At 71.0% G+C, this 19,639-nt stretch carries 24 protein-coding genes; 8 read left to right on the forward strand and 16 right to left on the reverse strand.

Going from position 1 to position 19,639, the window contains the following annotated elements:
- Positions 1-6: 6 nt before the first annotated feature.
- From ACQPZ4_RS03790 to ACQPZ4_RS03820, 7 genes are all read right to left on the reverse strand, one after another.
- Positions 7-681, reverse strand: a complete 675-nt coding sequence (locus ACQPZ4_RS03790; protein WP_433056146.1) for a SigE family RNA polymerase sigma factor — start codon at positions 679-681, stop codon at positions 7-9.
- A 96-nt stretch (positions 682-777) separates the two neighbouring features.
- Complete coding sequence (locus ACQPZ4_RS03795) at positions 778-1,725, reverse strand: PH domain-containing protein (RefSeq protein ID WP_433056149.1); 948 nt, start codon at positions 1,723-1,725, stop codon at positions 778-780.
- A gap of 9 nt (positions 1,726-1,734) precedes the next feature.
- The gene (locus ACQPZ4_RS03800; protein ID WP_203853873.1) at positions 1,735-1,893 is read right to left on the reverse strand and encodes a hypothetical protein; all 159 of its coding nucleotides are present in this window, start codon (positions 1,891-1,893) and stop codon (positions 1,735-1,737) included.
- A gap of 134 nt (positions 1,894-2,027) precedes the next feature.
- Positions 2,028-2,708, reverse strand: a complete 681-nt coding sequence (locus ACQPZ4_RS03805; protein ID WP_433056151.1) for a DUF6758 family protein — start codon at positions 2,706-2,708, stop codon at positions 2,028-2,030.
- A 19-nt stretch (positions 2,709-2,727) separates the two neighbouring features.
- Complete coding sequence (locus ACQPZ4_RS03810) at positions 2,728-3,345, reverse strand: TrmH family RNA methyltransferase (RefSeq protein WP_433056153.1); 618 nt, start codon at positions 3,343-3,345, stop codon at positions 2,728-2,730.
- Between the two features lie 142 nt (positions 3,346-3,487).
- A complete protein-coding gene (locus ACQPZ4_RS03815; RefSeq protein WP_433056155.1) occupies positions 3,488-3,988 on the reverse strand; it encodes a hypothetical protein in 501 nt (166 codons plus the stop codon).
- Positions 3,989-4,085: 97 nt separating this feature from the next.
- Positions 4,086-4,481 (reverse strand): thiol-disulfide oxidoreductase DCC family protein, encoded by a 396-nt coding sequence (locus tag ACQPZ4_RS03820; RefSeq protein ID WP_433056157.1) that lies wholly within the window; start codon positions 4,479-4,481, stop codon positions 4,086-4,088.
- 100 nt (positions 4,482-4,581) lie between these two features.
- On the opposite strand from ACQPZ4_RS03820, the gene trxA reads away from it, so the two are divergent.
- Positions 4,582-4,998: a thioredoxin gene (trxA, locus tag ACQPZ4_RS03825; protein ID WP_433056159.1), complete on the forward strand. Its 417-nt coding sequence runs from the start codon at positions 4,582-4,584 to the stop codon at positions 4,996-4,998.
- Positions 4,999-5,060: 62 nt separating this feature from the next.
- Entirely contained in the window at positions 5,061-7,250 is a 2,190-nt protein-coding gene (locus ACQPZ4_RS03830; protein WP_433056161.1) for an intein-containing Rv2578c family radical SAM protein, read from the forward strand.
- Here ACQPZ4_RS03830 and ACQPZ4_RS03835 read toward each other — a convergent pair.
- Together ACQPZ4_RS03835 and ACQPZ4_RS03840 are read right to left on the reverse strand one after the other, a co-directional pair.
- Entirely contained in the window at positions 7,237-8,187 is a 951-nt protein-coding gene (locus ACQPZ4_RS03835) for an MFS transporter permease (RefSeq protein WP_433056163.1), read from the reverse strand. The two genes, ACQPZ4_RS03830 and ACQPZ4_RS03835, sit on opposite strands and share 14 nt — an antisense overlap.
- Positions 8,184-8,618, reverse strand: coding sequence for a hypothetical protein (locus ACQPZ4_RS03840; RefSeq protein ID WP_433056165.1), 435 nt, complete (start codon positions 8,616-8,618; stop codon positions 8,184-8,186). Before ACQPZ4_RS03840 ends, ACQPZ4_RS03835 begins: the two co-directional genes overlap by 4 nt.
- Before the next feature lie 288 nt (positions 8,619-8,906).
- On the opposite strand from ACQPZ4_RS03840, the gene ACQPZ4_RS03845 reads away from it, so the two are divergent.
- Together ACQPZ4_RS03845 and ACQPZ4_RS03850 are read left to right on the forward strand one after the other, a co-directional pair.
- Complete coding sequence (locus ACQPZ4_RS03845; protein ID WP_433056167.1) at positions 8,907-9,404, forward strand: MaoC family dehydratase; 498 nt, start codon at positions 8,907-8,909, stop codon at positions 9,402-9,404.
- A gap of 26 nt (positions 9,405-9,430) precedes the next feature.
- Positions 9,431-10,189: a DUF695 domain-containing protein gene (locus tag ACQPZ4_RS03850; RefSeq protein ID WP_433056169.1), complete on the forward strand. Its 759-nt coding sequence runs from the start codon at positions 9,431-9,433 to the stop codon at positions 10,187-10,189.
- 10 nt (positions 10,190-10,199) lie between these two features.
- Here the strand turns inward: ACQPZ4_RS03850 and ACQPZ4_RS03855 are convergent, their stop codons facing one another.
- Positions 10,200-10,763, reverse strand: a complete 564-nt coding sequence (locus tag ACQPZ4_RS03855) for a TetR family transcriptional regulator (RefSeq protein WP_433056171.1) — start codon at positions 10,761-10,763, stop codon at positions 10,200-10,202.
- An 84-nt stretch (positions 10,764-10,847) separates the two neighbouring features.
- Between ACQPZ4_RS03855 and ACQPZ4_RS03860 the strand changes: the two genes are divergently transcribed.
- Both ACQPZ4_RS03860 and ACQPZ4_RS03865 read left to right on the forward strand, forming a co-directional pair.
- A complete protein-coding gene (locus ACQPZ4_RS03860; RefSeq protein ID WP_433056173.1) occupies positions 10,848-11,741 on the forward strand; it encodes an oxidoreductase in 894 nt (297 codons plus the stop codon).
- Between the two features lie 80 nt (positions 11,742-11,821).
- The gene (locus ACQPZ4_RS03865) at positions 11,822-14,599 is read left to right on the forward strand and encodes a glycoside hydrolase family 9 protein (RefSeq protein ID WP_433056175.1); all 2,778 of its coding nucleotides are present in this window, start codon (positions 11,822-11,824) and stop codon (positions 14,597-14,599) included.
- Here ACQPZ4_RS03865 and ACQPZ4_RS03870 read toward each other — a convergent pair.
- Genes ACQPZ4_RS03870 through ACQPZ4_RS03880 form a run of 3 tightly spaced genes read right to left on the reverse strand, consistent with a single transcriptional unit; the run spans position 14,580 to position 17,857 of the window.
- The gene (locus tag ACQPZ4_RS03870; protein ID WP_433056177.1) at positions 14,580-16,583 is read right to left on the reverse strand and encodes a hypothetical protein; all 2,004 of its coding nucleotides are present in this window, start codon (positions 16,581-16,583) and stop codon (positions 14,580-14,582) included. The genes ACQPZ4_RS03865 and ACQPZ4_RS03870 overlap by 20 nt on opposite strands.
- A gap of 27 nt (positions 16,584-16,610) precedes the next feature.
- Positions 16,611-17,429 (reverse strand): oxygenase MpaB family protein, encoded by an 819-nt coding sequence (locus ACQPZ4_RS03875; protein WP_433056179.1) that lies wholly within the window; start codon positions 17,427-17,429, stop codon positions 16,611-16,613.
- Positions 17,426-17,857: a Fur family transcriptional regulator gene (locus ACQPZ4_RS03880; RefSeq protein ID WP_433056181.1), complete on the reverse strand. Its 432-nt coding sequence runs from the start codon at positions 17,855-17,857 to the stop codon at positions 17,426-17,428. The genes ACQPZ4_RS03875 and ACQPZ4_RS03880 overlap by 4 nt, the downstream gene beginning before the upstream one ends.
- A gap of 120 nt (positions 17,858-17,977) precedes the next feature.
- Here ACQPZ4_RS03880 and ACQPZ4_RS03885 point away from each other — a divergent pair, with 120 nt between their 5' ends.
- The gene (locus ACQPZ4_RS03885; RefSeq protein ID WP_433056183.1) at positions 17,978-18,442 is read left to right on the forward strand and encodes a DUF2231 domain-containing protein; all 465 of its coding nucleotides are present in this window, start codon (positions 17,978-17,980) and stop codon (positions 18,440-18,442) included.
- A gap of 9 nt (positions 18,443-18,451) precedes the next feature.
- Here ACQPZ4_RS03885 and ACQPZ4_RS03890 read toward each other — a convergent pair whose 3' ends face one another.
- Together ACQPZ4_RS03890 and ACQPZ4_RS03895 are read right to left on the reverse strand one after the other, a co-directional pair.
- Positions 18,452-18,754: a translation initiation factor 2 gene (locus ACQPZ4_RS03890; protein ID WP_433056185.1), complete on the reverse strand. Its 303-nt coding sequence runs from the start codon at positions 18,752-18,754 to the stop codon at positions 18,452-18,454.
- Positions 18,755-18,813: 59 nt separating this feature from the next.
- Complete coding sequence (locus tag ACQPZ4_RS03895; RefSeq protein ID WP_433056187.1) at positions 18,814-18,948, reverse strand: hypothetical protein; 135 nt, start codon at positions 18,946-18,948, stop codon at positions 18,814-18,816.
- Positions 18,949-19,034: 86 nt separating this feature from the next.
- Between ACQPZ4_RS03895 and ACQPZ4_RS03900 the strand changes: the two genes are divergently transcribed.
- Complete coding sequence (locus tag ACQPZ4_RS03900) at positions 19,035-19,217, forward strand: hypothetical protein (protein WP_345124620.1); 183 nt, start codon at positions 19,035-19,037, stop codon at positions 19,215-19,217.
- A gap of 73 nt (positions 19,218-19,290) precedes the next feature.
- Here ACQPZ4_RS03900 and ACQPZ4_RS03905 read toward each other — a convergent pair whose 3' ends face one another.
- Positions 19,291-19,638, reverse strand: a complete 348-nt coding sequence (locus ACQPZ4_RS03905; RefSeq protein ID WP_433056190.1) for an FmdB family zinc ribbon protein — start codon at positions 19,636-19,638, stop codon at positions 19,291-19,293.
- Position 19,639 lies beyond the last annotated feature (1 nt).

Here is a 19,639-nt window from a genome sequence, read left to right on the forward strand (position 1 = left end):
GCATGGTCAGACTTCAACCGGCTCTTCCACCACGGTGTCCGCGGGTAGAAGCGCCTCAGCCTCGGCAAAAGGTTGTTCCGGGTCCTCGATGACCGCAATTTCGTCCGTCACAGGTGCGGCGACGGGCAGCGGCACGGACTCGGTGGGAGGCCGGGCGGGCTGGGGTTTGGTGGAGGGGCGTACACCCTCCGCGCTGAGCTTCTCGCGCAGCGTGGCCAGGGCGCGGGAGGTCTGGCTCTTGACGGTGCCGACGGACACGCCCAGCAGGCGGGCGGTCTCGGCCTCGGACTGGTCCTCGTAGTACCGCAGCACGAGCACGGCCCGCTGCCGGTTGGGCAGGGCCTTCACGTGCCGCCACATGGCGTCGCGCTCCAGGCTCTCCTCGAGCTGGTCGGCGGCGGCGCTCTCGGGGAGGATCTCGGTGGGCCGCTCGCCGTGCCAGCGCCGGCGCCACCAGCTGGTCGCGGTGTTGACGAGCACGCGGCGCGCGTACGGCTCGACGGCCTCGATGTGCCCGAGCCGCTTCCACGCGAGGAAGGTCTTCGTCAGCGCGATCTGGAGGAGGTCCTCCGCGGTCGCCCAGTCGCCGGCCAACAGGTAGGCCGTGCGCAACAGCGCCTTGGAGCGAAGCCCGACGAACTCACGGAAATCTTCCTCGCGGAACTTTGCGTCGTCCGGCACCGGCCGCCCCCTCCACCCTCCGCGCCCACGTTCATAGACGCAACGAAGGGTCCCTGAGGTTGCATGCCGGGCCCAGTTTTCAGCGAACTCTCAGCGTCAGGTGCCGTCGTCCTCGCCGGTGACCGCACGGCCCAGGCGGGCCTCGACGGCCTCCGGCTCGTACATCTCCTCGACGATGCGCAGGTAGAGCTCATTCGGGTTGGGCAGGTTGCGAATATTGCGCAGCGCCTGATCCTGACCGGCCGACTCCAGCTCGAAATGGCCGTAGCCGAACATCCGGCCCGTCAATGACTGCACGTATTTCATGTCCGTGACCCGCTGCAGCGGCATCATCGCAACATTGCGCGTGAAAATGCCCGAAACGACCATCACCCGCTTGTTGGTCAGGATGAATCGGTCGTACCACCAGTCGGCGACCTTCCAGGCGCACCAGAGAATCACCACGGCCCAGATCACGACGACCGCGGTGCGCAGTTGGTCCTGGCCGTGCTTGGTGAGCCAGCCGGCGATGTAGCCCATCGCGATGGTCGCGAAGATCGCGATCCCGCCCTCTTTCGCGAGCTGGATCCAGTGCCGCTTCCATTCACCGCGGAACTTCTCCGTCGGGAACAGATAGCGCGCCGCGTGCCGGCTCGCCTCGTCCTCCAGCGGCGCCATCCGGCTGCCCGGCGGGACGGACGGGACCGAGTCGCCGCCCTGGAGCCGCGCGAACTCGTCCTGCGAGAAGGACGGGGGAGCGCCGCTGTACTGCGGGGCGGCCGCCCCACGCGCATGCGCCCCGTCGGTCATCGGGTCGGCATACGGGTCCGACAGGTACTCGTCGCCGTCCGTGGTGTAGTCGGCGTGCGCGGATCCGCGGGACGCCTCGGCGTCGCGGACGGCCTCGTAGTCGGAGGTCGGCGAGTACTCGGGCTCGTCGGCGGAGTAGTCGGCGTGCGACTCGGGGCGGGAGCCCGGTCGGGCACGCGGGATCGGCTCGGTGTCCCGGTCCTGGTTTCGCCGGGCGTTCGGTTCGTCCTCTGGAGGCTCGGCGCCGGTCGACATGTGCGGGCCTTAGGCGACGAGGCTCGAGAAGAAGTCGCCGAACCCCGTGGCGATGTCCATGATGCCTCCGCCGATGGACTTGAACACCTCGGCGGCCGACTGTGGCCGATATGCCACGAAGAAAATCAGGAAGGCAATGCTTCCCCAGGTGAGGACCTTCTTGACCATCGCCGTCAATCCCCTCCCCGTGGCGCTGCGCACCAACGCCCCGGCGAACTCAGCGTATCAGCTACGCGGCTCAGGGTGCAGTTGCGCCGCGCCGAGCGGTTTGCGGCTCGGAGCCCGATCCTAGTCGCGGCTGTCTACGCCTTGCCGTGAAGATACGGCGACGGCGCGCCGTAAACCAGGTGCGCGGGAATGTCCTCGGCGAGATCGTGCAGGTCCAGCTCCTCCTCCAGGAGATAACCGGCCGCGGCGGGCCAGGTGACGACGTAGATCCACATGCCGGCCGCCTCGCCGACGTACGCGCATCGATCCTCCGGCGACTTCGCCATCCACAGCGGGGTCGGCCAGCCCGAGGCCTTGACCCGCGCGTGCGCGGTGGTGGTGGCGATGTCCCCGTCGAAGAACGGGCCCGGATCGGTGCCCGGGATGCCGGCGAACCGGGTGCCCAGGCCGATGCCGGGCTCCTCGGCGATGATCACGCAGTCGGCCGGGCCGTGCTCCACCGGGCCGGGGCCGCTGCAGGCGACGGCGGTTGCCCGTACACCCGAACGCTCGTCACCGACCCACCCGAGCCCGGTCATGGTCCACCCGGTCGGCAGGGGCCACGGGCACCACAGGGGCGTGGGGCGCTTGTCCCCGGCCCGCGTGGCGGCCGCGATCAGTTTGGCCTTGGCCGCGTCGACGATCTCGGGGCCGATGTGGTGCGCGACGTGCAACGGCAGCACGGCACCGTCGCCATCGCAGCGCCAGTCGGAGTGCATCAGGTCCGGCGGCCGCACCGGACCACCACAGCGGGGACAGCTGACTGCGACACCCATGTACCCACGGTAAGGCCGTTCAGGAGTTTCCGACCCCGTACTGACGGATCCAGGTATGCATGGCGATCCCGCTGGCGACGCCGGCGTTGATGGAGCGCGTGGAGCCGTACTGCGCGATGGAGTACACCGCGGCACACGCCGCATGGGCGGGTTCCGAGAGGCCAGGGCCCTCCTGGCCGAAGAGCAGCACGCACCGCTCGGGCAGCTCGGCCCGCTCCAGCGCGCGGGCGCCCGGAAGGTTGTCGATGCCGATCAGCGGCAGCCCGGCCGCCTCGGTCCACGCCAGGAAGGACTCGACGTCGGAGTGGTGGCGCACGTGCTGATAGCGGTCGGTGACCATGGCGCCGCGCCTGTTCCACCTCCGCCGCCCGACGATGTGCACCTCGGCGGCGAGGAAGGCGTTGGCGTTGCGTACCACGGTGCCGATGTTCAGGTCGTGCTGCCAGTTCTCGACGGCGACGTGGAAGGGGTGCCGCCGCGTGTCGAGGTCCGCGACGATCGCGTCCAGGCGCCAGTAGCGGTACCGGTCGACGACGTTGCGCCGGTCGCCGGCGGCGAGCAGCTCGGGGTCGTAGTGGGCCTCGGTGGGCCAGGGGCCCTCCCAGGGGCCGACGCCCACCGGCAGCTCGATTTCCATCCGGGCACTGTATTGGGGCGTCCGGAGTTGGAGGCCAGCCGGGTGAGAAGGTTTGCCCAGCCCACCCGACCGGCGTTCGCGGCGCGCCGGGGTTGGCGCGCGCCAGTTCACAGTCGGCGCACGCGACGCGCCGGATTCGCCCTCAGCGGTGCAGGGCCTGGGCCAGTTCGCGGCCGATGCCGTTGACGAAGCGGCGCTCCGCCAGGTGGATCTCCACCCCGCCGAGCCGGATCCGCCCGGCCTCCCAGGCGGTCCGCCCGACGCTGGCGGCGATGTCCATCAGCCACTCGCCGTACGCGAGGGCGATGTCCGGCCCGAGGCGCTCGGCCAGCAGGCGCACCGCGTATCCGCAGTCGGCGAGCACCGCGGTCACGCCGGGCCCGATGTCCTCGATGTCGTTGTCGGTGAGCTGCTCGGCGAAGATGGCGGCCACCACCCCGCGGACGAGCAGCGCGCGGGACCGTTGACCGGCGGCGATGGCCGCGACCCCGGCGACGGCGTCCACGTCCTCGTCCCCGGCGCACGCCGCGACCAGCACGCTGCGGGGCAGCCGGACGAGCAGGTCCCACTCCTGCCGCCGCAACGGCAGGTCGACCCCGACGGCCGGACGGCCGGACGGGCCGGATGCGGGCTTGCTCGGCATGGCAACCTCCCACCGCCGAGCGTATGCCGAAAGGACCGCCTTGGCGCCATTTTGCCCGTGCATTTCGGTTGCGGCGCGCCGCGCCCGGTCTCGGCCGCTACGCGGCGCGGGCGGGGTGGTCGGGCGGGAGGGCGCAGGCCGCGGTGCCGCCGGGCATGCGGTGGCGGTTTCGGGCGACCCAGCGGTACACCGGCCAGGCCGTTGCGGTGATCGGCCGCAGACCCAGCACGGCGCCCGCCGCCCGCCAGACCACACCCGCGCGCTTGAGCAGGTCGGCGATGGCCGCCGGGCCGGCCGTCACCCGTCCGGGGGCCACGTAGTAGACGGCCGAGCTCACCTGTTCCTCGCTCAGGCCGAGCCCGGCGAGGTCGGCGAACTGCCAGGCCACCACGTCGGCGGCGGGCCTGATGCGCCGCTCGATGAACCGGGCGCATGATGAACAAAAGGCACAGTCGCCGTCGAAGACGAAGACCGGGCGTTCGATCGCTGCCACGTGACCATCATCCCCCCGACCGGTTGGGAATGCAGGTAAGGGGTATCTGGTTATGACGGTGCATACCCGAGGACGCCATGAGGGATCGGAGCTGAAAAGCATGGCAACCGTAGAGCTGACCGCGGAGAACTTCGCCGAGAAGATCGGTGGCGAGGGCATCACCCTCGTCGACTTCTGGGCCTCCTGGTGCGGCCCCTGCCGGATGTTCGCACCGGTCTACGAGCGCGTGTCCGAGGCCAACCCGGACATCACGTTCGGCAAGGTGGACACCGAGGCCGAGCAGATGCTCGCCGCCGAGTTCAACATCCGTTCGATTCCGACGCTGATGATCGTGCGCGACGGCGTGGCGCTGTACTCGGAGCCCGGCGCCCTGCCCCAGCAGGCCCTCGAGTCGCTGATCCAGCAGGCCCGCGACATCGACATGTCCGAGGTCAAGGCCAAGGTGGCCGAGGCCAAGGCGGCCGAGACGGCGGACGCCGAGCCGGCCGAGGACGCCGACTCCGTCACCAAGGCCTGACGTTCGGTAGTACCCCGCCGGGGCGCCTTGCATCCCCTTAGAACACGTGTTCGAATGGGGTCGTGCGATGGGACAACCTCAAGGCGACTGGCGGTCCTGGCACCGGTGACCCCGGGCAGCCGCGAGCACTTCCGCTCGCCCTGCCCGGGGCCGTCGCCCGGACCTTCGACACGCCCGAGTTCCGCGGCATGACGTTCTACGAGGTCCAGGCCAAATCCTTGATCAACAAGGTGTCCGGGGCCTCGCGCGTGCCGTTCCAGTGGACGATCAACCCGTACCGCGGCTGCTCACACGCCTGCGTCTACTGCCTGACCGGCGACACCGCGATCCTGATGGCCGACGGCACCAGCCGTCCCCTGGCCGAGCTGCGGGTCGGCGACGAGATCGCCGGCACCGTGCGCGACGGGCGCCTGCGCCGCTACACCACCACCCGCGTGCTGGCCCACTGGCAGACCGTGAAGCCCGCCCACCGGGTCACCCTCGCCGACGGCACCGCGCTGGTGGCCTCCGGCGAGCACCGCTTCCTGACCGACCGGGGCTGGAAGCACGTGACCGGCGCCCGGCACGGCCGCAGCCGCCGGCCCCACCTGACCCCCGCCAACCGGCTCGCCGGGTTCGGCCTGCTGCCGCCCGCCCCGCCGGTGGACGCGCCCGCCTACCGCCGGGGCTACCTCTGCGGCTTCGTCAACGGCGACGGCCACGCCACCCAGGTTCCCTCCGCGGTACTGGCCCGGGTCCACGACTACGCCGCCGCCTGCGGGGGGCTGCACGCGCTGACCAACGACTCCCGGGAGTACGCGGGGGCGAGCGTCCGCGATGCCAGCGCCGTGCTCGACTGGCCGGAGCAGCCCGGCCGCGCGTGGGGCCTCGGCTTCGTGGCCGGCCTCTACGACGCCACCGGCACCCTGTCCGGCGGCCTGCCCCGCTTCGACGTGGTCGACAAGGTCGTCGTCGACTGGCTGGTCGAGTGCCTGGAGCGGGCCGGCTTCGCCACCGCGGCCGACGACCCGTTCGACGGCTTCCGTCCCGCCCGCGACCCGGCCCGGGGCGACGGCAGTGCGGCCGGTCTCCGGACCGATCGCGGCGACGGCAACGCGGCCGGCTTCCGGACCGACCGCGGCGACGGTGAGGCGGCCGGCGTCCGGGTGCTCGGCGGGCCGCGCGAGCGCGTGCGGTTCGGGCTGCTGTTCGCCCCGGCCCGCGGCGTCGGCGTTCCGGCCGGCGAGCTGGTTCGCGGGGACGAGTCGCTGCGCGTGGTGAGCGTCGAGCCGCTGGGCGTCGACGTGCCGATGTTCGACATCACGACCGGCACCGGGGACTTCATCGCCAACGGGGTGGTCAGCCACAACTGCTTCGCCCGGCACACGCACACGTATCTCGACCTGGACGCCGGGCACGACTTCGACTCGCAGGTCGTGGTCAAGGTCAACGCGGGCGAGGTGCTGCGCCGCGAGCTGTCCGCCCGGAGCTGGTCGGGCGCGCACCTCGCGATGGGCACGAACGTCGACGTGTACCAGCGGGCCGAGGGGCGGTACAAGCTGATGCGCGAGATCCTCACCGCCCTGCGCGACCGGGCCAACCCGTTCTCGATCCTCACCAAGGGCACGCTGATCATGCGCGACCTGGACCTGCTCATGGAGGCGTCCTCGGTGACGTCGGTGAGCCTGTCCATGTCGGTCGGCTTCGTCGACGAGCACTACTGGCGGGCGGTGGAGCCCGGCACGCCCAGCCCGCGCCGCCGGCTCGACGCCATTCGCAGGCTCTCCGACGCCGGGTTCGCGGTCGGGGTGCTCATGGCCCCGATCCTGCCCGGCCTGACCGACACCCCGGAGTCCATCGACGCCACGGTGGCGGCCCTGTCGGCGGCGGGGGCGGCGAGCATCGTGCCGCTGGCCCTGCACCTGCGGCCGGGCGCCCGCGAGTGGTACCGCGAGTGGCTCCTGCGCGAACACCCCGAACTCGGGCCGCGGTACCGGGAGCTGTACGGCAACGGCTCGTACGCGCCGCAGTCCTACCAGCGGGAGATCGCCGCCCGCGTCCGGCTCGCCGCCCGCCGGCACGGCATGAACGCCGGCGACTTCGGCTCGACCCGCAACGTCGACGACCCGCGTCCCACCGGCAGCCCGCGCCCCACCGACAGCCCGCGTCCCACCGACAGCCCGCGCCCGGCGAAGGCGGCGTCCGGCCGCGAGAACGGCCCGGAGAACGGCAGGCCGAACGGCCAGGAAAGCGAGCAGCTCACGCTGTTGTAGGCGCCGGCTCCTCGGGCCCGTCGTGGCGGGAACGGTCGCCGCCCTCAAGCTCGCCGGCCGAGGGCGACGGGGAACTCGAGGCGGACGAGAGCGAGGAAGCGTCGAGCGCGGACGAGCGGGAACGCCAGCGGCGGAACCAGGCGATCGGCGTGACCTTCTCCAGCGGCAGGAAGCCGGCCATCGCGATCTGGTGCGGCACGAACGAGATCGTGATCAGCGCGAACGTCAGCAGGTGGAACACGTAGAACCCGGCCACGAGCAGATAGCGCCACTTCGGCCTCACGACGAACACGATCGGGCTGAGCAGCTCGAACCCCACGATCCCGAACTGCGACACCGTCGTGAAGCCCGGGATCTGCAGCAGCCACTGCGCCGCCAACGTGCCCCGGCGGATGAACGAGCGGGTCAGCGTCGCGCCGGTGAGCCACTCCAGCCCGCCGTAGCGGAACTTGGCCACCGAGGCCAGGAAGTACGTGGCGATGACGGCGATCTGGGTGACCCGCAGCGCGAACCCGCCCGCCTCCGACGGGGTCTGGTCGCCGTGCCGGGCCCGGCCGGCGGTGGGCAGCGCGGCCAGGGCGACCAGGATCGCGTACCGATCGTGGTCGATCTTGCCGTAGCTCATCGCGATGATCATCCACTCGAAGTAGAGCGCGAAGACCGCCCAGCCGAGCAGGCGCGGGGCGCGGCCGGTCGCGGCGAGCAGCGACAGCGGGATGAGGGCCCAGTAGATCGCGTTCACGAGCAGGTGGGTGGGGGTCGGCAGGTGCAGCAGGTCGCCCACCACGAGCGGCTGGTAGAGGTTGCCCGGCAGGTTGCCGTGCGACTTGATCCAGGCGCTGAAGAACACCAGGTCGAGCGGGATGAACAGGTACACCAGGGTGCGGAAGGCGGCGATGCGCGCCTTGGGCACGGGTGCGAACAGCCAGCGCGTCATGGCCGGTACCTCGCCAGAACCACCTCGGTGATCTCCCCCGTCGGCTGGGAATGGCGCAGGTGGTGCTGCACCTCCACGATGTCCACCTCGACCAGCGGCGGCTTGCCGGGGTTGCGGGCGGCGTACGACTCCTGGACCGAGTGCAGCAGCGCCGGGTCGGCCTTGAAGCGCTCGATCTGCGCCTCGATCTCGGCCCGCCGCACGCCCGCGTTGCGCTCGTTGAGCTCGAACTTCCGGCCCGCGGTGTCGATGCCGTCGGTGCGCAGCACGAGCACCGGCTCGTTGGGCTTGTCGGCGGTGGAGAACATCCGGAACGGCGCGAACGGGAACACGGTGTCGTCGGCGAAGAAGCTGCCCGCGAGGGTGAGGGCGCCGACGATCAGCGTCGCCACGATCCGCAGCACGCGCCCCCGGGTGTTCAAGCGTTCCATCGGGCCCGGACTTTACCAAACGGTGAACATCTCACTGTCAGTAGTGGGACGGCCATCACAGTGCGTGATGAGCACGCTCAACCCATCGATAATGTGACGCGCGTCTCTATACGCAGCGTTGCGACGAGCGTGGATGGCGTACCAAGATAACCAGCACGAAGCGTGGGCGGCGGGCGCCGGGAGAGCCCCGCCGCTTGCTGCGTTTTGTCACACTTGCCCGCATCCCTCTATCGAGTGCCCGATCCGGCCCGGCATGCTGCCGCCAGACACCTGAACTAGGGGGCGACGATGCAGTTCGGCCGGTACTTCGAGGAGTTCGACGTCGGCGCGGTCTACCGCCACTGGCCCGGCAAGACGGTGACCGAGTCCGACGACCACCTGTTCTGCCTGCTGACCATGAACCACCACCCGCTGCACCTCGACGCCCACTACGCGGAGACGTCGACGCAGTTCAAGCGCAACGTCGTGGTCGGCAACTACATCTACTCGATCCTGCTCGGCCTGTCCGTGCCCGACGTGTCCGGCAAGGCCATCGCCAACCTGGAGGTCGAGTCGCTGCGGCACACCGCGCCGACCTTCCACGGCGACACCATCTACGGCGAGACCACGGTGCTGGACAAGCGCGAGTCCGAGTCCAAGGACGACCGCGGCGTGGTGACGGTGGAGACCAAGGGGTACAAGCAGGACGGCACGCTCGTCTGCGTCTTCAAGCGCCGGGTGATGGTGCCGAAGCAGTCGCACGCGGGCCCGGAGGCGCCCAGCTTCCCGGTGCCCAAGGGGTCGTAAACGCACGAGGCGTCAAGGAGGACGGCGTGGGGTTGCTGCGCAGGCTGCTGGGCCGGGAACCGGCATGGGTCGAGCGCTGGGCGGTCTACCCGGGCGAGGTGGGCGGCCGGCTCGCGATGTACAACATCGACCTCGGCGCGGTCGAGGCCGCCCCGGTGGCCCGGTTCCCGCAGCGCTTCGACGTCGAGTTCCGGTACACCGGTGACGGCGCCAGCGGCATGCCCGCGGCCGACGAGCTGGCGGCCATCCACGAGCTCGACGCCGCCGTCCGCCAGGTCCTGCGCTCCTCCGGCGGGGCGCTCGTCGGCCGCGTGCTGTCGGACAACCGCGGGCGGATCACCGGGTACCTGCCCGCCGACAGCACCCCGCCGCCGCTGCCCGCGATCGACGGCATCGCCCCGGAGACCGCGATCGCCTCGGACCCCGGCTGGACCAAGGTCCGCGAGGAGCTCACCCCGGACGCCTGGCAGCGCAACATCATGGACGACAACCAGGTCGTGCAGGAGCTCGAGGCGCACGGCGACCGGCTCAGCTCGCCGCGCGCGGTGGAGTTTCTCGCGTACTTCTCCGACGCCGACCGCGCCGAGCTGTCCGCCCAGGACCTCCGCGAGGACGGGTTCGCGGTCACCGTCGAGCGCGGCGACGAGGGCGACTTCGTGCTGCAGGCCATCCGCCGCGACTCGGTCGAGCCCCCGGCCCTCCACGAGATGACCTGGAAGGTCCGCGGCATAGTCGAGAGCCACGACGGCATCTACGACGGCTGGGGCTGCATGGTCCAGGCCTAGAAAGCCAGGCCTAGAAAGCCAGGGCGAAGCACTCCTCGACGAGGGCGTTCAGATCCTCGTCGGGGTGCAGGGCCCAGCGCATCAACGCCGTGTCGAACGCCGCGAACGCGACGGCGACCAGCACCGAAGGCTGCAAATCCGACGCCCCCATCGACATGCGCCGGGCGAGTTCGAGAGTCAGCGTCTGCTTCCAAGCCACCTGGCGCTCCAGGTAGCGGCCGAGCAGCGCCGGCGTCTCCACCGTCACCCGGGCCAGCCGCGACGACTTCTCCGGGTGCTCCCAGAACGTGTCGGTGAACACCCGCAGCGCCTGCCGCAGCGCCTCGTCCGGCGCCTCCGACGAGGGCCGCGCGTGCAGCGCCTCGCTGAGCTTCCGCCCCAGGTCGCTCAGGAACTCGATGATGACGTCTTCCTTGGACTGGAAGTACCGGAAGAACGTCCGCCGCGACACGCCCGCCGCCGCCGCCATCTGGTCGATCGTCGTCTCCTCGAAGCCCTGGAAGGCGACCAGCTTCAGGGCAGCCTCGGCCAGCTCGTCCCGGACGAGCTGGCGCTTGCGCTCCACGAGGCTCACCGGATCATCGTACGCCCCGACGGGCAATTTTGGCATCGCGAGCCGTAGTTGACACTGAGTGCCACAAACGGCATCCTGGGAAGCATGAGGTGGACCGAAGAGCAGGTGCCGGACCTGTCCGGCAAGACGTTTCTCGTGACCGGGGCCAACAGCGGCCTCGGCCTGGAGACCACCAAGGTGCTCGCCGGCAAGGGCGCGCACGTGATCATGGCCGTGCGCGACCTCGGCAAGGGCGAGCGGGCCCGCGCCGGCGTCACCGGCAGCACCGAGCTCGCCCGCATCGACCTGGCCGACCTGGACAGCGTCCGGGCGCTCGCGAAGCAACTGCACGACGACCGCCGCACCATCGACGTGCTGGTCAACAACGCGGGCATCATGATGCCGCCGCGGCAGCTGAGCGCGCAGGGCCACGAGCTGCAGTTCGCCGCCAACCACCTGGGCCACTTCGCCCTGACCCTGCTGATCCTCGACCTGGTGCAGGAGCGCGTGGTCACGGTCAGCTCGGGCCTGCACCGCGGCGGCCGCATCCACTACGAGGACCTCGACGGCGGCGCGAAGTACAACCCCTCGGCCTTCTACAGCCAGTCCAAGTTCGCCAACGTGCTGTTCGGGCTCGAGCTGCACCGCCGGCTCGCCGGCACGACCAAGCGCAGCATCCTCGCCCACCCCGGGTACTCCGCGACCAACCTGCAGACCTCCGGCCCGACCGGCGGCGCCAAGCTGTTCATGCGCATGGGCAACGCGATGTTCGCGATGCCGGCCGCCCAGGGCGCGCTGAACATCCTCTACGCCGCGACCGAGCCCAGGGCCGCGAGCGGGCAGTTCATCGGGCCCGACAAGTTCCGCGAGTTCCGCGGCTGGCCCAGCGTCGTGCAGCCCGATCCGAAGGCCGCCGACGAGGCCGACGCCAAGCGCCTCTGGGCCCTGTCCGAGCAGCTCACCGACGTGCAACTTTCACCCGCCGACCTGCGGGGATAGGCGTCCCGGGCAAACCTCCCTGTCGAAAGCCGGGCGGCGGCGGGTTCAATCCGATCACGCCGCCGCAGGGAGGAAAGTCGATGCGAAGAAGCCTGATCGTGGCCTTGGTCTTGGCCGCGGCCGCCGTGGTCATACAACAACCGGCCGCCCACGCCGCCGGTGGATACAACTACGCCGAGGCGCTGCAGAAGTCGATCTGGTTCTACGAGGCCCAGCAGTCCGGGCCGAAGCCGTCCTGGAACCGGGTCAACTGGCGCGGCAACTCCGCCATGAGCGACGGGTCCGACGTCGGGCGCGACCTGACCGGCGGCTGGTTCGACGCCGGCGACCACGTGAAGTTCGGCTTCCCGATGGCGTTCTCGACCACCATGCTGGCCTGGGGCGCGGTCGAGTACCGCAGCGCCTACGTCAACTCCGGCCAGCTGACCAACCTGGTCAACAACCTGAAGTTCGTCAACGACTACTTCATCAAGGCGCACCCGAGCGCCAACGTCCTCTATGGACAGATCGGGGCCGGCAACCCCGACCACGCCTGGTGGGGTCCGGCCGAGGTGATGCCGATGGCGCGTCCCTCGTACAAGATCGATGCGACCTGCGGCGGCTCGGACCTGGCGGGTGAGACCGCGGCCGCGATGGCCGCCTCGTCGATCGTGATCCGGCCGACCGACCCCGCGTACGCCGACACGCTGGTGACGCACGCCAAGCAGCTGTACACCTTCGCCGACACGGTGCGCAAGAAGTACACGGACTGCATCACCGACGCCGCGAGCTACTACAACTCGTGGAGCGGCTACAACGACGAGCTGGTCTGGGGCGCGATCTGGCTCTACCGCGCCACCAACGACGCCAGTTACCTCGCCAAGGCGGAGAGCGGCTACGCCAACCTCAGCAACGAGAACCAGACCACCACGAAGTCGTACCGCTGGACGATCGCCTGGGACGACAAGTCCTACGGCTGCTACGTGCTGCTGGCCAAGCTGACGGGCAAGCAGCAGTACATCGACGACGCCAACCGCTGGCTGGACTACTGGACCGTGGGCGTCAACGGGGCCAAGGTGCCGACGTCCCCCGGCGGCGAGGCCGTGCTCGACAGCTGGGGCTCGCTGCGGTACGCCGCGAACACCTCGTTCGTCGCGTTCGTCTACAGCGACTACCTCACCGACGCGACCCGCAAGGCGCGCTACCACGACTTCGGCGTGCGGCAGATCAACTACATCCTCGGCGACAACCCGCGGAACTCGAGCTACATGATCGGGTTCGGCACCAACCCGCCGAAGAACCCGCACCACCGCACGGCCCACGGCTCGTGGTCGGACAACATCAACGAGCCCGCGCAGTCGCGGCACACGCTGTACGGCGCGCTGGTGGGCGGCCCGACGTCGCCCAACGACGCCTACACCGACAGCCGCAACGACTACACGATGAACGAGGTCGCCACCGACTACAACGCCGGGTTCACCAGCGCCCTGGCCCGCATGTACGGCGAGTACGGCGGCACGGCCCTCGCGAACTTCCCGGTCGCGGAGACCCCGGACGGGCCCGAGATGTACATCGAGTCCTCGATCAACACCCCCGGCAGCACCTTCACCGAGGTCAAGGCGCTGGTCTACAACAAGTCGGCGTGGCCGGCCCGGGCGCTGACCCAGGGCTCGTTCCGCTACTACTTCACCCTCGACGGCGCGACGACCCCGAGCCAGATCACGCTGTCCAGCGCCTACAACCAGTGCTCCGCCCCGACCGGCCCGACGCTGGTCAGCGGCAGCACGTACTACGTGACCGTCAGCTGCGCCGGCCAGACCATCGCCCCGGCCGGGCAGTCCGCGTGGCGGCGCGAGGTGCAGTTCCGCATCGCGAGCAGCGGCACCTGGGACCCGTCCAACGACTGGTCGCTGCCGGCCGGCTCGACCCAGGCCGCGAACAGCCACATGACCCTGTTCGACGGCTCCACCCAGGTCTGGGGCACCGCGCCGAGCACCGGCCCGGCCGACACGACCGCGCCCAGCACGCCCGGGAAGCCGGCGTTCACGAACGTCACGGCGACCGGGGTCACCGCGTCCTGGACGGCGTCCACGGACAACGTGGGGGTCGCGAGCTACAAGGTGTACAACGGCAGCACCCTGATCGGCACCAGCACGGCGAACTCGCTGGCGATCACCGGCCTGACCCCGTCGACCGCGTACTCGTTCACGGTCGTCGCGCTCGACGCCGCCGGCAACGCCTCGGCCGCCTCGACGGCGGGGACGGTCACCACCGCGGCCCAGACCGGGGACGTGACCGCGCCGAGCAAGCCGGGCACCCCGACCGCGTCCGCGATCACCGCGTCGAGCGTGACGCTGTCCTGGGCGGCCTCGACCGACAACGTCGCCGTCACCGGCTACAACGTCTACAACGGCAGCGCCCTGGTCGGGTCCAGCAGCACGAACTCCCTGGCCGTCACCGGGCTGAGCGCGGCGACCGCGTACTCCTTCACGGTGCGGGCCAAGGATGCGGCCGGGAACCTGTCCACGGCGTCCGACCCGGTGTCGGTGACCACGTCGGGCGGGTCGACGGGCAAGTCGTGCTCGGCCACGTACAAGGTCACCAACCAGTGGGGCGACGGCTTCAACGGCGAGCTGACGGTGACCAACACCGGCGGCACGGCGCTGTCCGGCTGGACCGTCTCGTTCACCTTCCCGGGCAACCAGAAGATCTCCAACGGCTGGTCGGGCGTGTGGACCCAGTCCGGGGCCGCGGTCACCGTGACCAACGCGGACTGGAACGGCACCCTCGCCCCCGCGGCCACGGTCGCGCCGGGCTTCGGGGCGAGCTACTCCGGGACGAACACGGCCCCGGCCACGCTCACCTGCACGGCCCGGTAAGGCGGTAGATCACGATCTCGCCGGCGGACCAGACGAGCGACGTCTGGTCCGCCAGGCGGGGTGACTCCCGGCCCTGCGCGCGGTCGACGAGGATCCAGCGCACCCGCCGGTCCCACAGCCAGCGCAGCCGGTCCGGGTCCGGTTCGTAGATCGCCAGGTCGTTGGCCCGCAGCCGGGCCGGATCCCAGAACCGCAGGGCCGGCCCGACCCCGCCGCTCGCGGCCTGGATCGCGTTCGACTCGGGGGAGTAGCCCCAGCTGCCGAGCAGGACGCGGCGCTCCGAGTACGCCGAGATCCAGTACGCCAGGCTCTGGTTCGCCTGCAGGCCGGAGCCGACCCGGTGCACGTTGGTGGCCACATACTCGTCCGGGGTGCTGTGCGCGCGCAGCCAGCGGGCCCCGGCGGCCTGGTCGGGGGTGACCCGCACGTGATACGCGGTGCCGAGGTTGGCGCGATGGGCCGCGTCATAGGGCAGCCCGGCGGCACCGGCGAAGAGCACAACCGCCAAAGCGCCGGATTTGGTACCGGTGGCAAGCGCGACGATCGCCACCAGCGCGGCGAAGGCGAAGACGGCGTAGATCGGCAGCCGCAGCGGCGGGAACGGCGCGCTCCAGGCCAGCACCGCCACCGCCGCGGCACCGAGCAGCCCCTTGGCCGGGAGCCGGCGCACCCCGGCCGCGGACAGGATCACGCCGAACGGGAAGCCGGCGATCGCGAAGAAGTGCTGGCCCCAGGAGTTGTGCCAGACCAGCACGGCGGCCGCGAACCCGGCCAGCGCCGCCCCGGCCAGGAACCGCTCGACCGGCCCCCACTCGCGGATCATCACCACCCCGGCCAGGCGGCACCCCATCGCGATGGCGTACGCGCCCAGCCCGGCGGCGATCACCGCGGGGCGGCCGTGCGCGAAGTCGGCCATGATGCCGAAGGGCTTCCAGGTGAGGCCGCCGCCCTCCCCGCCGTACAGGAACAGCATGGCCAGACCCAGGATCCCGGCCAGCACGGCGATGGGGCGCCAGGCCCGGCGGGGGCCGGCGCAGACCAGGCCCGCGAGGGCGACCGGCAGCACGGTCGACTTCGCGCCCGCCACGCCCGCCGCCAGCAGCGCGAGCAGCAGCCAGGTGCGGGTCGTGTGGCCGCGCCGCAGGACCTGGGCGAGCACCGCGATCAGGGGCATGGACAGCGCCGAGGCGTACAGCACGGACCGGCTCGACCAGGAGTAGTACGCCGTGATCGACCCGAAGAACGCCGGCGCCCGGGCCGGGAGGACGGCCTCGCCGACCGTGTACATCAGCGCCGCCGCGAGCGGGCCGGCCCAGGCCCGGCCGGTGACCCGCCAGGCCGCCACGGCCAGCAGCACCACGGCCAGCACGGCGAGGGCGGGCAGGTCGAGCCGGAACCACAGCACCGGCAGGTCGACGCCGGTCAGCCGGCCCGCCGCGGCCAGGTGCGCGTAGGCGAACCAGTGGTAGGGCAGCGGCTCCGCGCCGAGCTCGGGGACGGCCAGCGGGAAGTGGTGCCGGAGGTCGGCGGTGACCGCGAGCAGGTTCAGCTGGTCGATCATGTAGTCGGCCGGGGCGGAGCGCGGCACGGGCGGGTTCACGCGCAGGAAGGCCCAGCCGAGGTACCCCACGAAGCCCAGCGCCACCGCGGCCACGCTCCACGACCAGGCGCGCGTGGGCCGCTGGGGGTAGTCGGGACTGCGCAGGTGCCGGCGCAGCAGGATGACCGTGAGGAGCGGCCAGGCCCAGAAGATCGGCCGGGCCGCGGTCTCCACGATCAGCCCGGCGGCGGTACCGAAGGCCAGATCTTCCACCAGGCTGTGCGGGTCGCGGCGCAGCGCCCGGTAGATCAGCGTGCCGGGCAGGACGACGGCCAGCCCGACGTAGGCGCAGTACCTGGCGATATCCGAAATGTCGGTTTTGAGGACCAGGAGCATCGCCATCACGGCGGCGGCGACCGTGCACGCCGGGAGCCAGCGGGTCACGCCGGGTTGAACGGCGGCGGCCCCGGTTCAGTTGCGGCGGCCGAGCCGTTCCATGGCGCGCTTGCGGGCCGGGGACTCGATCCACTCGATCGGCACCGTGCGCAGCAGCCGGCCCACGACCCGGGCGTTCACCGAGGTCACGAGGTCGGTCGCGGGCAGGCCGGGCAGCCCGTAGAGCCGCCGGGCCCAGGCCGGCAGCAGCCCGATGGCCAGCGCCGACACGCTGAAGGCGGCCCCGCGCACGGGGGTGAGGCCCAGGCCGTACGGCAGCGGGGGCAGGGTCAGGAAGATGCCGGTCGCCGCCGAGTCCACAGTGAGCTCCAGCTCCGGCCGCATCCGCTCGTAGTAGGCCTCGACCGCCGCCACCGAGTCGGGCACCGTGGCCGGATCGAGGCCGACCAGCGCCGCGGCCCGGGTCTGCTCGCGGAAGTACCCGTCCCGCTCGTCCGGGCTCAGCCGGAGCCCGCCGCGCAGGACGGCCGCGAGGTAGGACTCGACCTCGGTGACGTGCACCCAGCGCAGCAGCTCGGGGTCGTCGATGCGGAACCGCTCGCCGGTGCGCCGGTCGACCGCGGTCATCCGGGCGTGCAGCCTGCGGACCCGGGCGCCGGCCTTCTCGGCCTCCTCGGTGGTGCCGTAGATCACGGTCGTCACGAAGGTCGAGGTGCGGGCCAGGCGGCCCCAGGGGTCCTTGCGGTACGAGCTGTTCTGCTCGACCCCGGCGACCGCCCGCGGCAGCAGCGCCTGCAGGTAGAGGCTGCGCAGGCCGCCGACGGTGACCATCGGCTCCCGGTGCACGCGCCAGGTGATCGAGTCCGGGCCGAACAGGCCGTGATCGCCGGTCACCGGGTGTCTTCGGTCCGCTTGGCCTGGCAGGCCGGGCACAGGCCCCAGAATGTGACCTCCGCCTCATCCAGGACGAACCCGTGCGCCTGCGACGGGGTCAGGCAGGGCGCCTCCCCGACCGCGCAGTCCACGTCGGCGATCTCGCCGCAGCCCCGGCAGACCACGTGGTGGTGGTTGTCGCCGACCCGCGACTCGTACCGCGCCGGGCTCCCGGCGGGCTCGATCCGGCGGGCCAGACCGGCCCGGGACAGGGCGCTGAGCACGTCGTACACCGCCTGGGTGGAGACCGTGTCGAGGCGCTGGCGCACCTGGATCGCGATCTGTTCGACGTCGAGGTGGCCGCGGGAACCCTCGAGGACCTCCAGCACGGCCAGCCGGGGTCGCGTCACACGCAGACCCCGGGCGCGCAGCAGATCTTCACCCGACACAGTTTCAATAAGACCACGCAGGTTGGAACCGTTCAAATGTTTCCGGACTCTTGAACCCCGGAACCTCTGCGCGTGTACCTCACCTGCGGGGAGGATCCGTAAACGGAACGAGGAGGATTCGTGTTCGATCGTGTCTCGGGCATACCGGCCCACCCACTGTTCGTGCATGGCGCGGTAGTGCTGGTGCCGCTGCTGGCGCTGGTCGCGGTCCTCTACGGGGTGTGGCCGGGCAGCCGGCGGCACATCCGCTGGCCGCTCATCGCCTTCGCCGTGGCCGCGCCGATCGCCGTCTTCGTGTCCCGGGAGTCCGGCGAGGAGCTCAGCAAGCAGTTCGGCAACTCGCCGGCCGTGCTGCAGCACGAGGGGTACGCCGACAAGCTCTTCTGGTTCATCCTCGCCCTCGGCGTGGTGAGCCTCGTCATGGCGTTCGCGGTCCCCGCCACCCGGGACGGCGCCGCGGCGATCAAGGCGCCCGCCGTCGCGCAGTACGCGGTCGCCGGCTTGGCCGTGGTGCTGGCGCTGGTGTCGGCGTTCTACGTGTACAAGACGGGGGACAGCGGCGCACACATGGTCTGGGGCTCCTAGCGAACCGGCTCAGAACAGCGCGCGGCCGCACAGGATGAACAGCAGGACCAGCATCACGGCCCCGGCGAAGATGCCCATGCCCTTGGTCAGGATGGTGGCCGCCTGCTCCTCGCGCTCGATGCGCTCGGTGTCCTGGGCGGGCAGCTTCCGCGGCGGGGCCGGGGTCTCGACCACCGGCGGGCGCCAGCCCCGCGGCGGCGGGTTGCTGCGCGGCGCGCCCGTGTAGGGCACGTGCTTGGGCTCGGCCGGCGCGGGCGGGGCGGCAGCTTCGGTCCCCTCGGCGGGGCGCCGCCAGTACGCGTCGTCGCTCACGTCATCGACATTACCCACCGCCGGAGTTTTCCTCCGGCGGTGGGCGCTTTGTTCGAAGGTCAGTCGTTCTCGAGTTCGCGCAGTTCGGCCAGGGACATGGGACGGGTCGCGTCCGGGTCCTGCTGGTCGAGGCGGAGCGTCTCCTGCTCGTCGGCAGAAGGGTCGGCCACGGGCTCAGGGGTGGGTTGCGTCATGCCGCCGAGTGTGACCTGTGCGGCACAGGGGCGACTGTCGTCATTCGGCCACTTTCCGGCAAACTCGCGGGGGTACCTTTACTGCCGTGGCTGGTACGAACGGGTGGGCCCCCACCGATGAGCAGCGTGAAGTGAGCTTCGAGGACTTCGCCGACGAGTTGGTCGTGCTCCCGGACCACACGACCGACGACACGGATGCGGGCTGGGGTGAGCGCGCGTCGACCAACGACGATCGCCTGCTCTCCGACCGGCCCCCGCACTGGGACTGACTGACGGCAAAACGCCCGGCCTGCTCGCAGGCCGGGCGTTTTCGCGCTGATACGTCCTTTTTGCGCTGCTGGATCAGGACGAAGTGCTCGAAGAGGACGAGCTGCTTGACGACGACGAGCTCGCCGCGGGCTTCGAGTCGCTCTTGGTCTCCGTCTTCGTGCTGGACGTCGACTCCGACTTGGTCTCGGATTTCGTCTCGGTCTTCGAGGACTCGCTCTTGGACGACGAGCCGGACTTGCCGTTGGAGCGCGAGTCGGTGCGGTAGAACCCCGAACCCTTGAACACCACGCCGACCGCCGAGAACTGCTTGCGCAGCCGGCCCTGGCACTCCGGGCACTCCGTCAGCGCCTCGTCGGTGAACGACTGCACAGCTTCGAGCTGGTGGCCGCACACCGTGCAGGCGTACTGGTAGGTAGGCACC

This window comes from Dactylosporangium sp. CS-033363, assembly GCF_050942475.1.
In the GTDB taxonomy this organism is placed as follows: Bacteria; Actinomycetota; Actinomycetes; order Mycobacteriales; family Micromonosporaceae; genus Dactylosporangium.

Bases quoted from the DNA above. Each gene is read 5' to 3' on its own strand.
- ACQPZ4_RS03805 (WP_433056151.1), bottom strand. From the start codon at position 2,708: ATGGGTGTCGCAGTCAGCTGTCCCCGCTGTGGTGGTCCGGTGCGGCCG.
- ACQPZ4_RS03895 (WP_433056187.1), bottom strand. From the start codon at position 18,948: ATGACGCAACCCACCCCTGAGCCCGTGGCCGACCCTTCTGCCGACGAG.
- ACQPZ4_RS03865 (WP_433056175.1), top strand. From the start codon at position 11,822: ATGCGAAGAAGCCTGATCGTGGCCTTGGTCTTGGCCGCGGCCGCCGTG.
- ACQPZ4_RS03815 (WP_433056155.1), bottom strand. From the start codon at position 3,988: ATGCCGAGCAAGCCCGCATCCGGCCCGTCCGGCCGTCCGGCCGTCGGG.
- ACQPZ4_RS03800 (WP_203853873.1), bottom strand. From the start codon at position 1,893: ATGGTCAAGAAGGTCCTCACCTGGGGAAGCATTGCCTTCCTGATTTTC.
- ACQPZ4_RS03795 (WP_433056149.1), bottom strand. From the start codon at position 1,725: ATGTCGACCGGCGCCGAGCCTCCAGAGGACGAACCGAACGCCCGGCGA.
- ACQPZ4_RS03860 (WP_433056173.1), top strand. From the start codon at position 10,848: ATGAGGTGGACCGAAGAGCAGGTGCCGGACCTGTCCGGCAAGACGTTT.
- ACQPZ4_RS03840 (WP_433056165.1), bottom strand. From the start codon at position 8,618: ATGGAACGCTTGAACACCCGGGGGCGCGTGCTGCGGATCGTGGCGACG.
- ACQPZ4_RS03810 (WP_433056153.1), bottom strand. From the start codon at position 3,345: ATGGAAATCGAGCTGCCGGTGGGCGTCGGCCCCTGGGAGGGCCCCTGG.
- trxA (WP_433056159.1), top strand. From the start codon at position 4,582: ATGGCAACCGTAGAGCTGACCGCGGAGAACTTCGCCGAGAAGATCGGT.
- ACQPZ4_RS03845 (WP_433056167.1), top strand. From the start codon at position 8,907: ATGCAGTTCGGCCGGTACTTCGAGGAGTTCGACGTCGGCGCGGTCTAC.
- ACQPZ4_RS03835 (WP_433056163.1), bottom strand. From the start codon at position 8,187: ATGACGCGCTGGCTGTTCGCACCCGTGCCCAAGGCGCGCATCGCCGCC.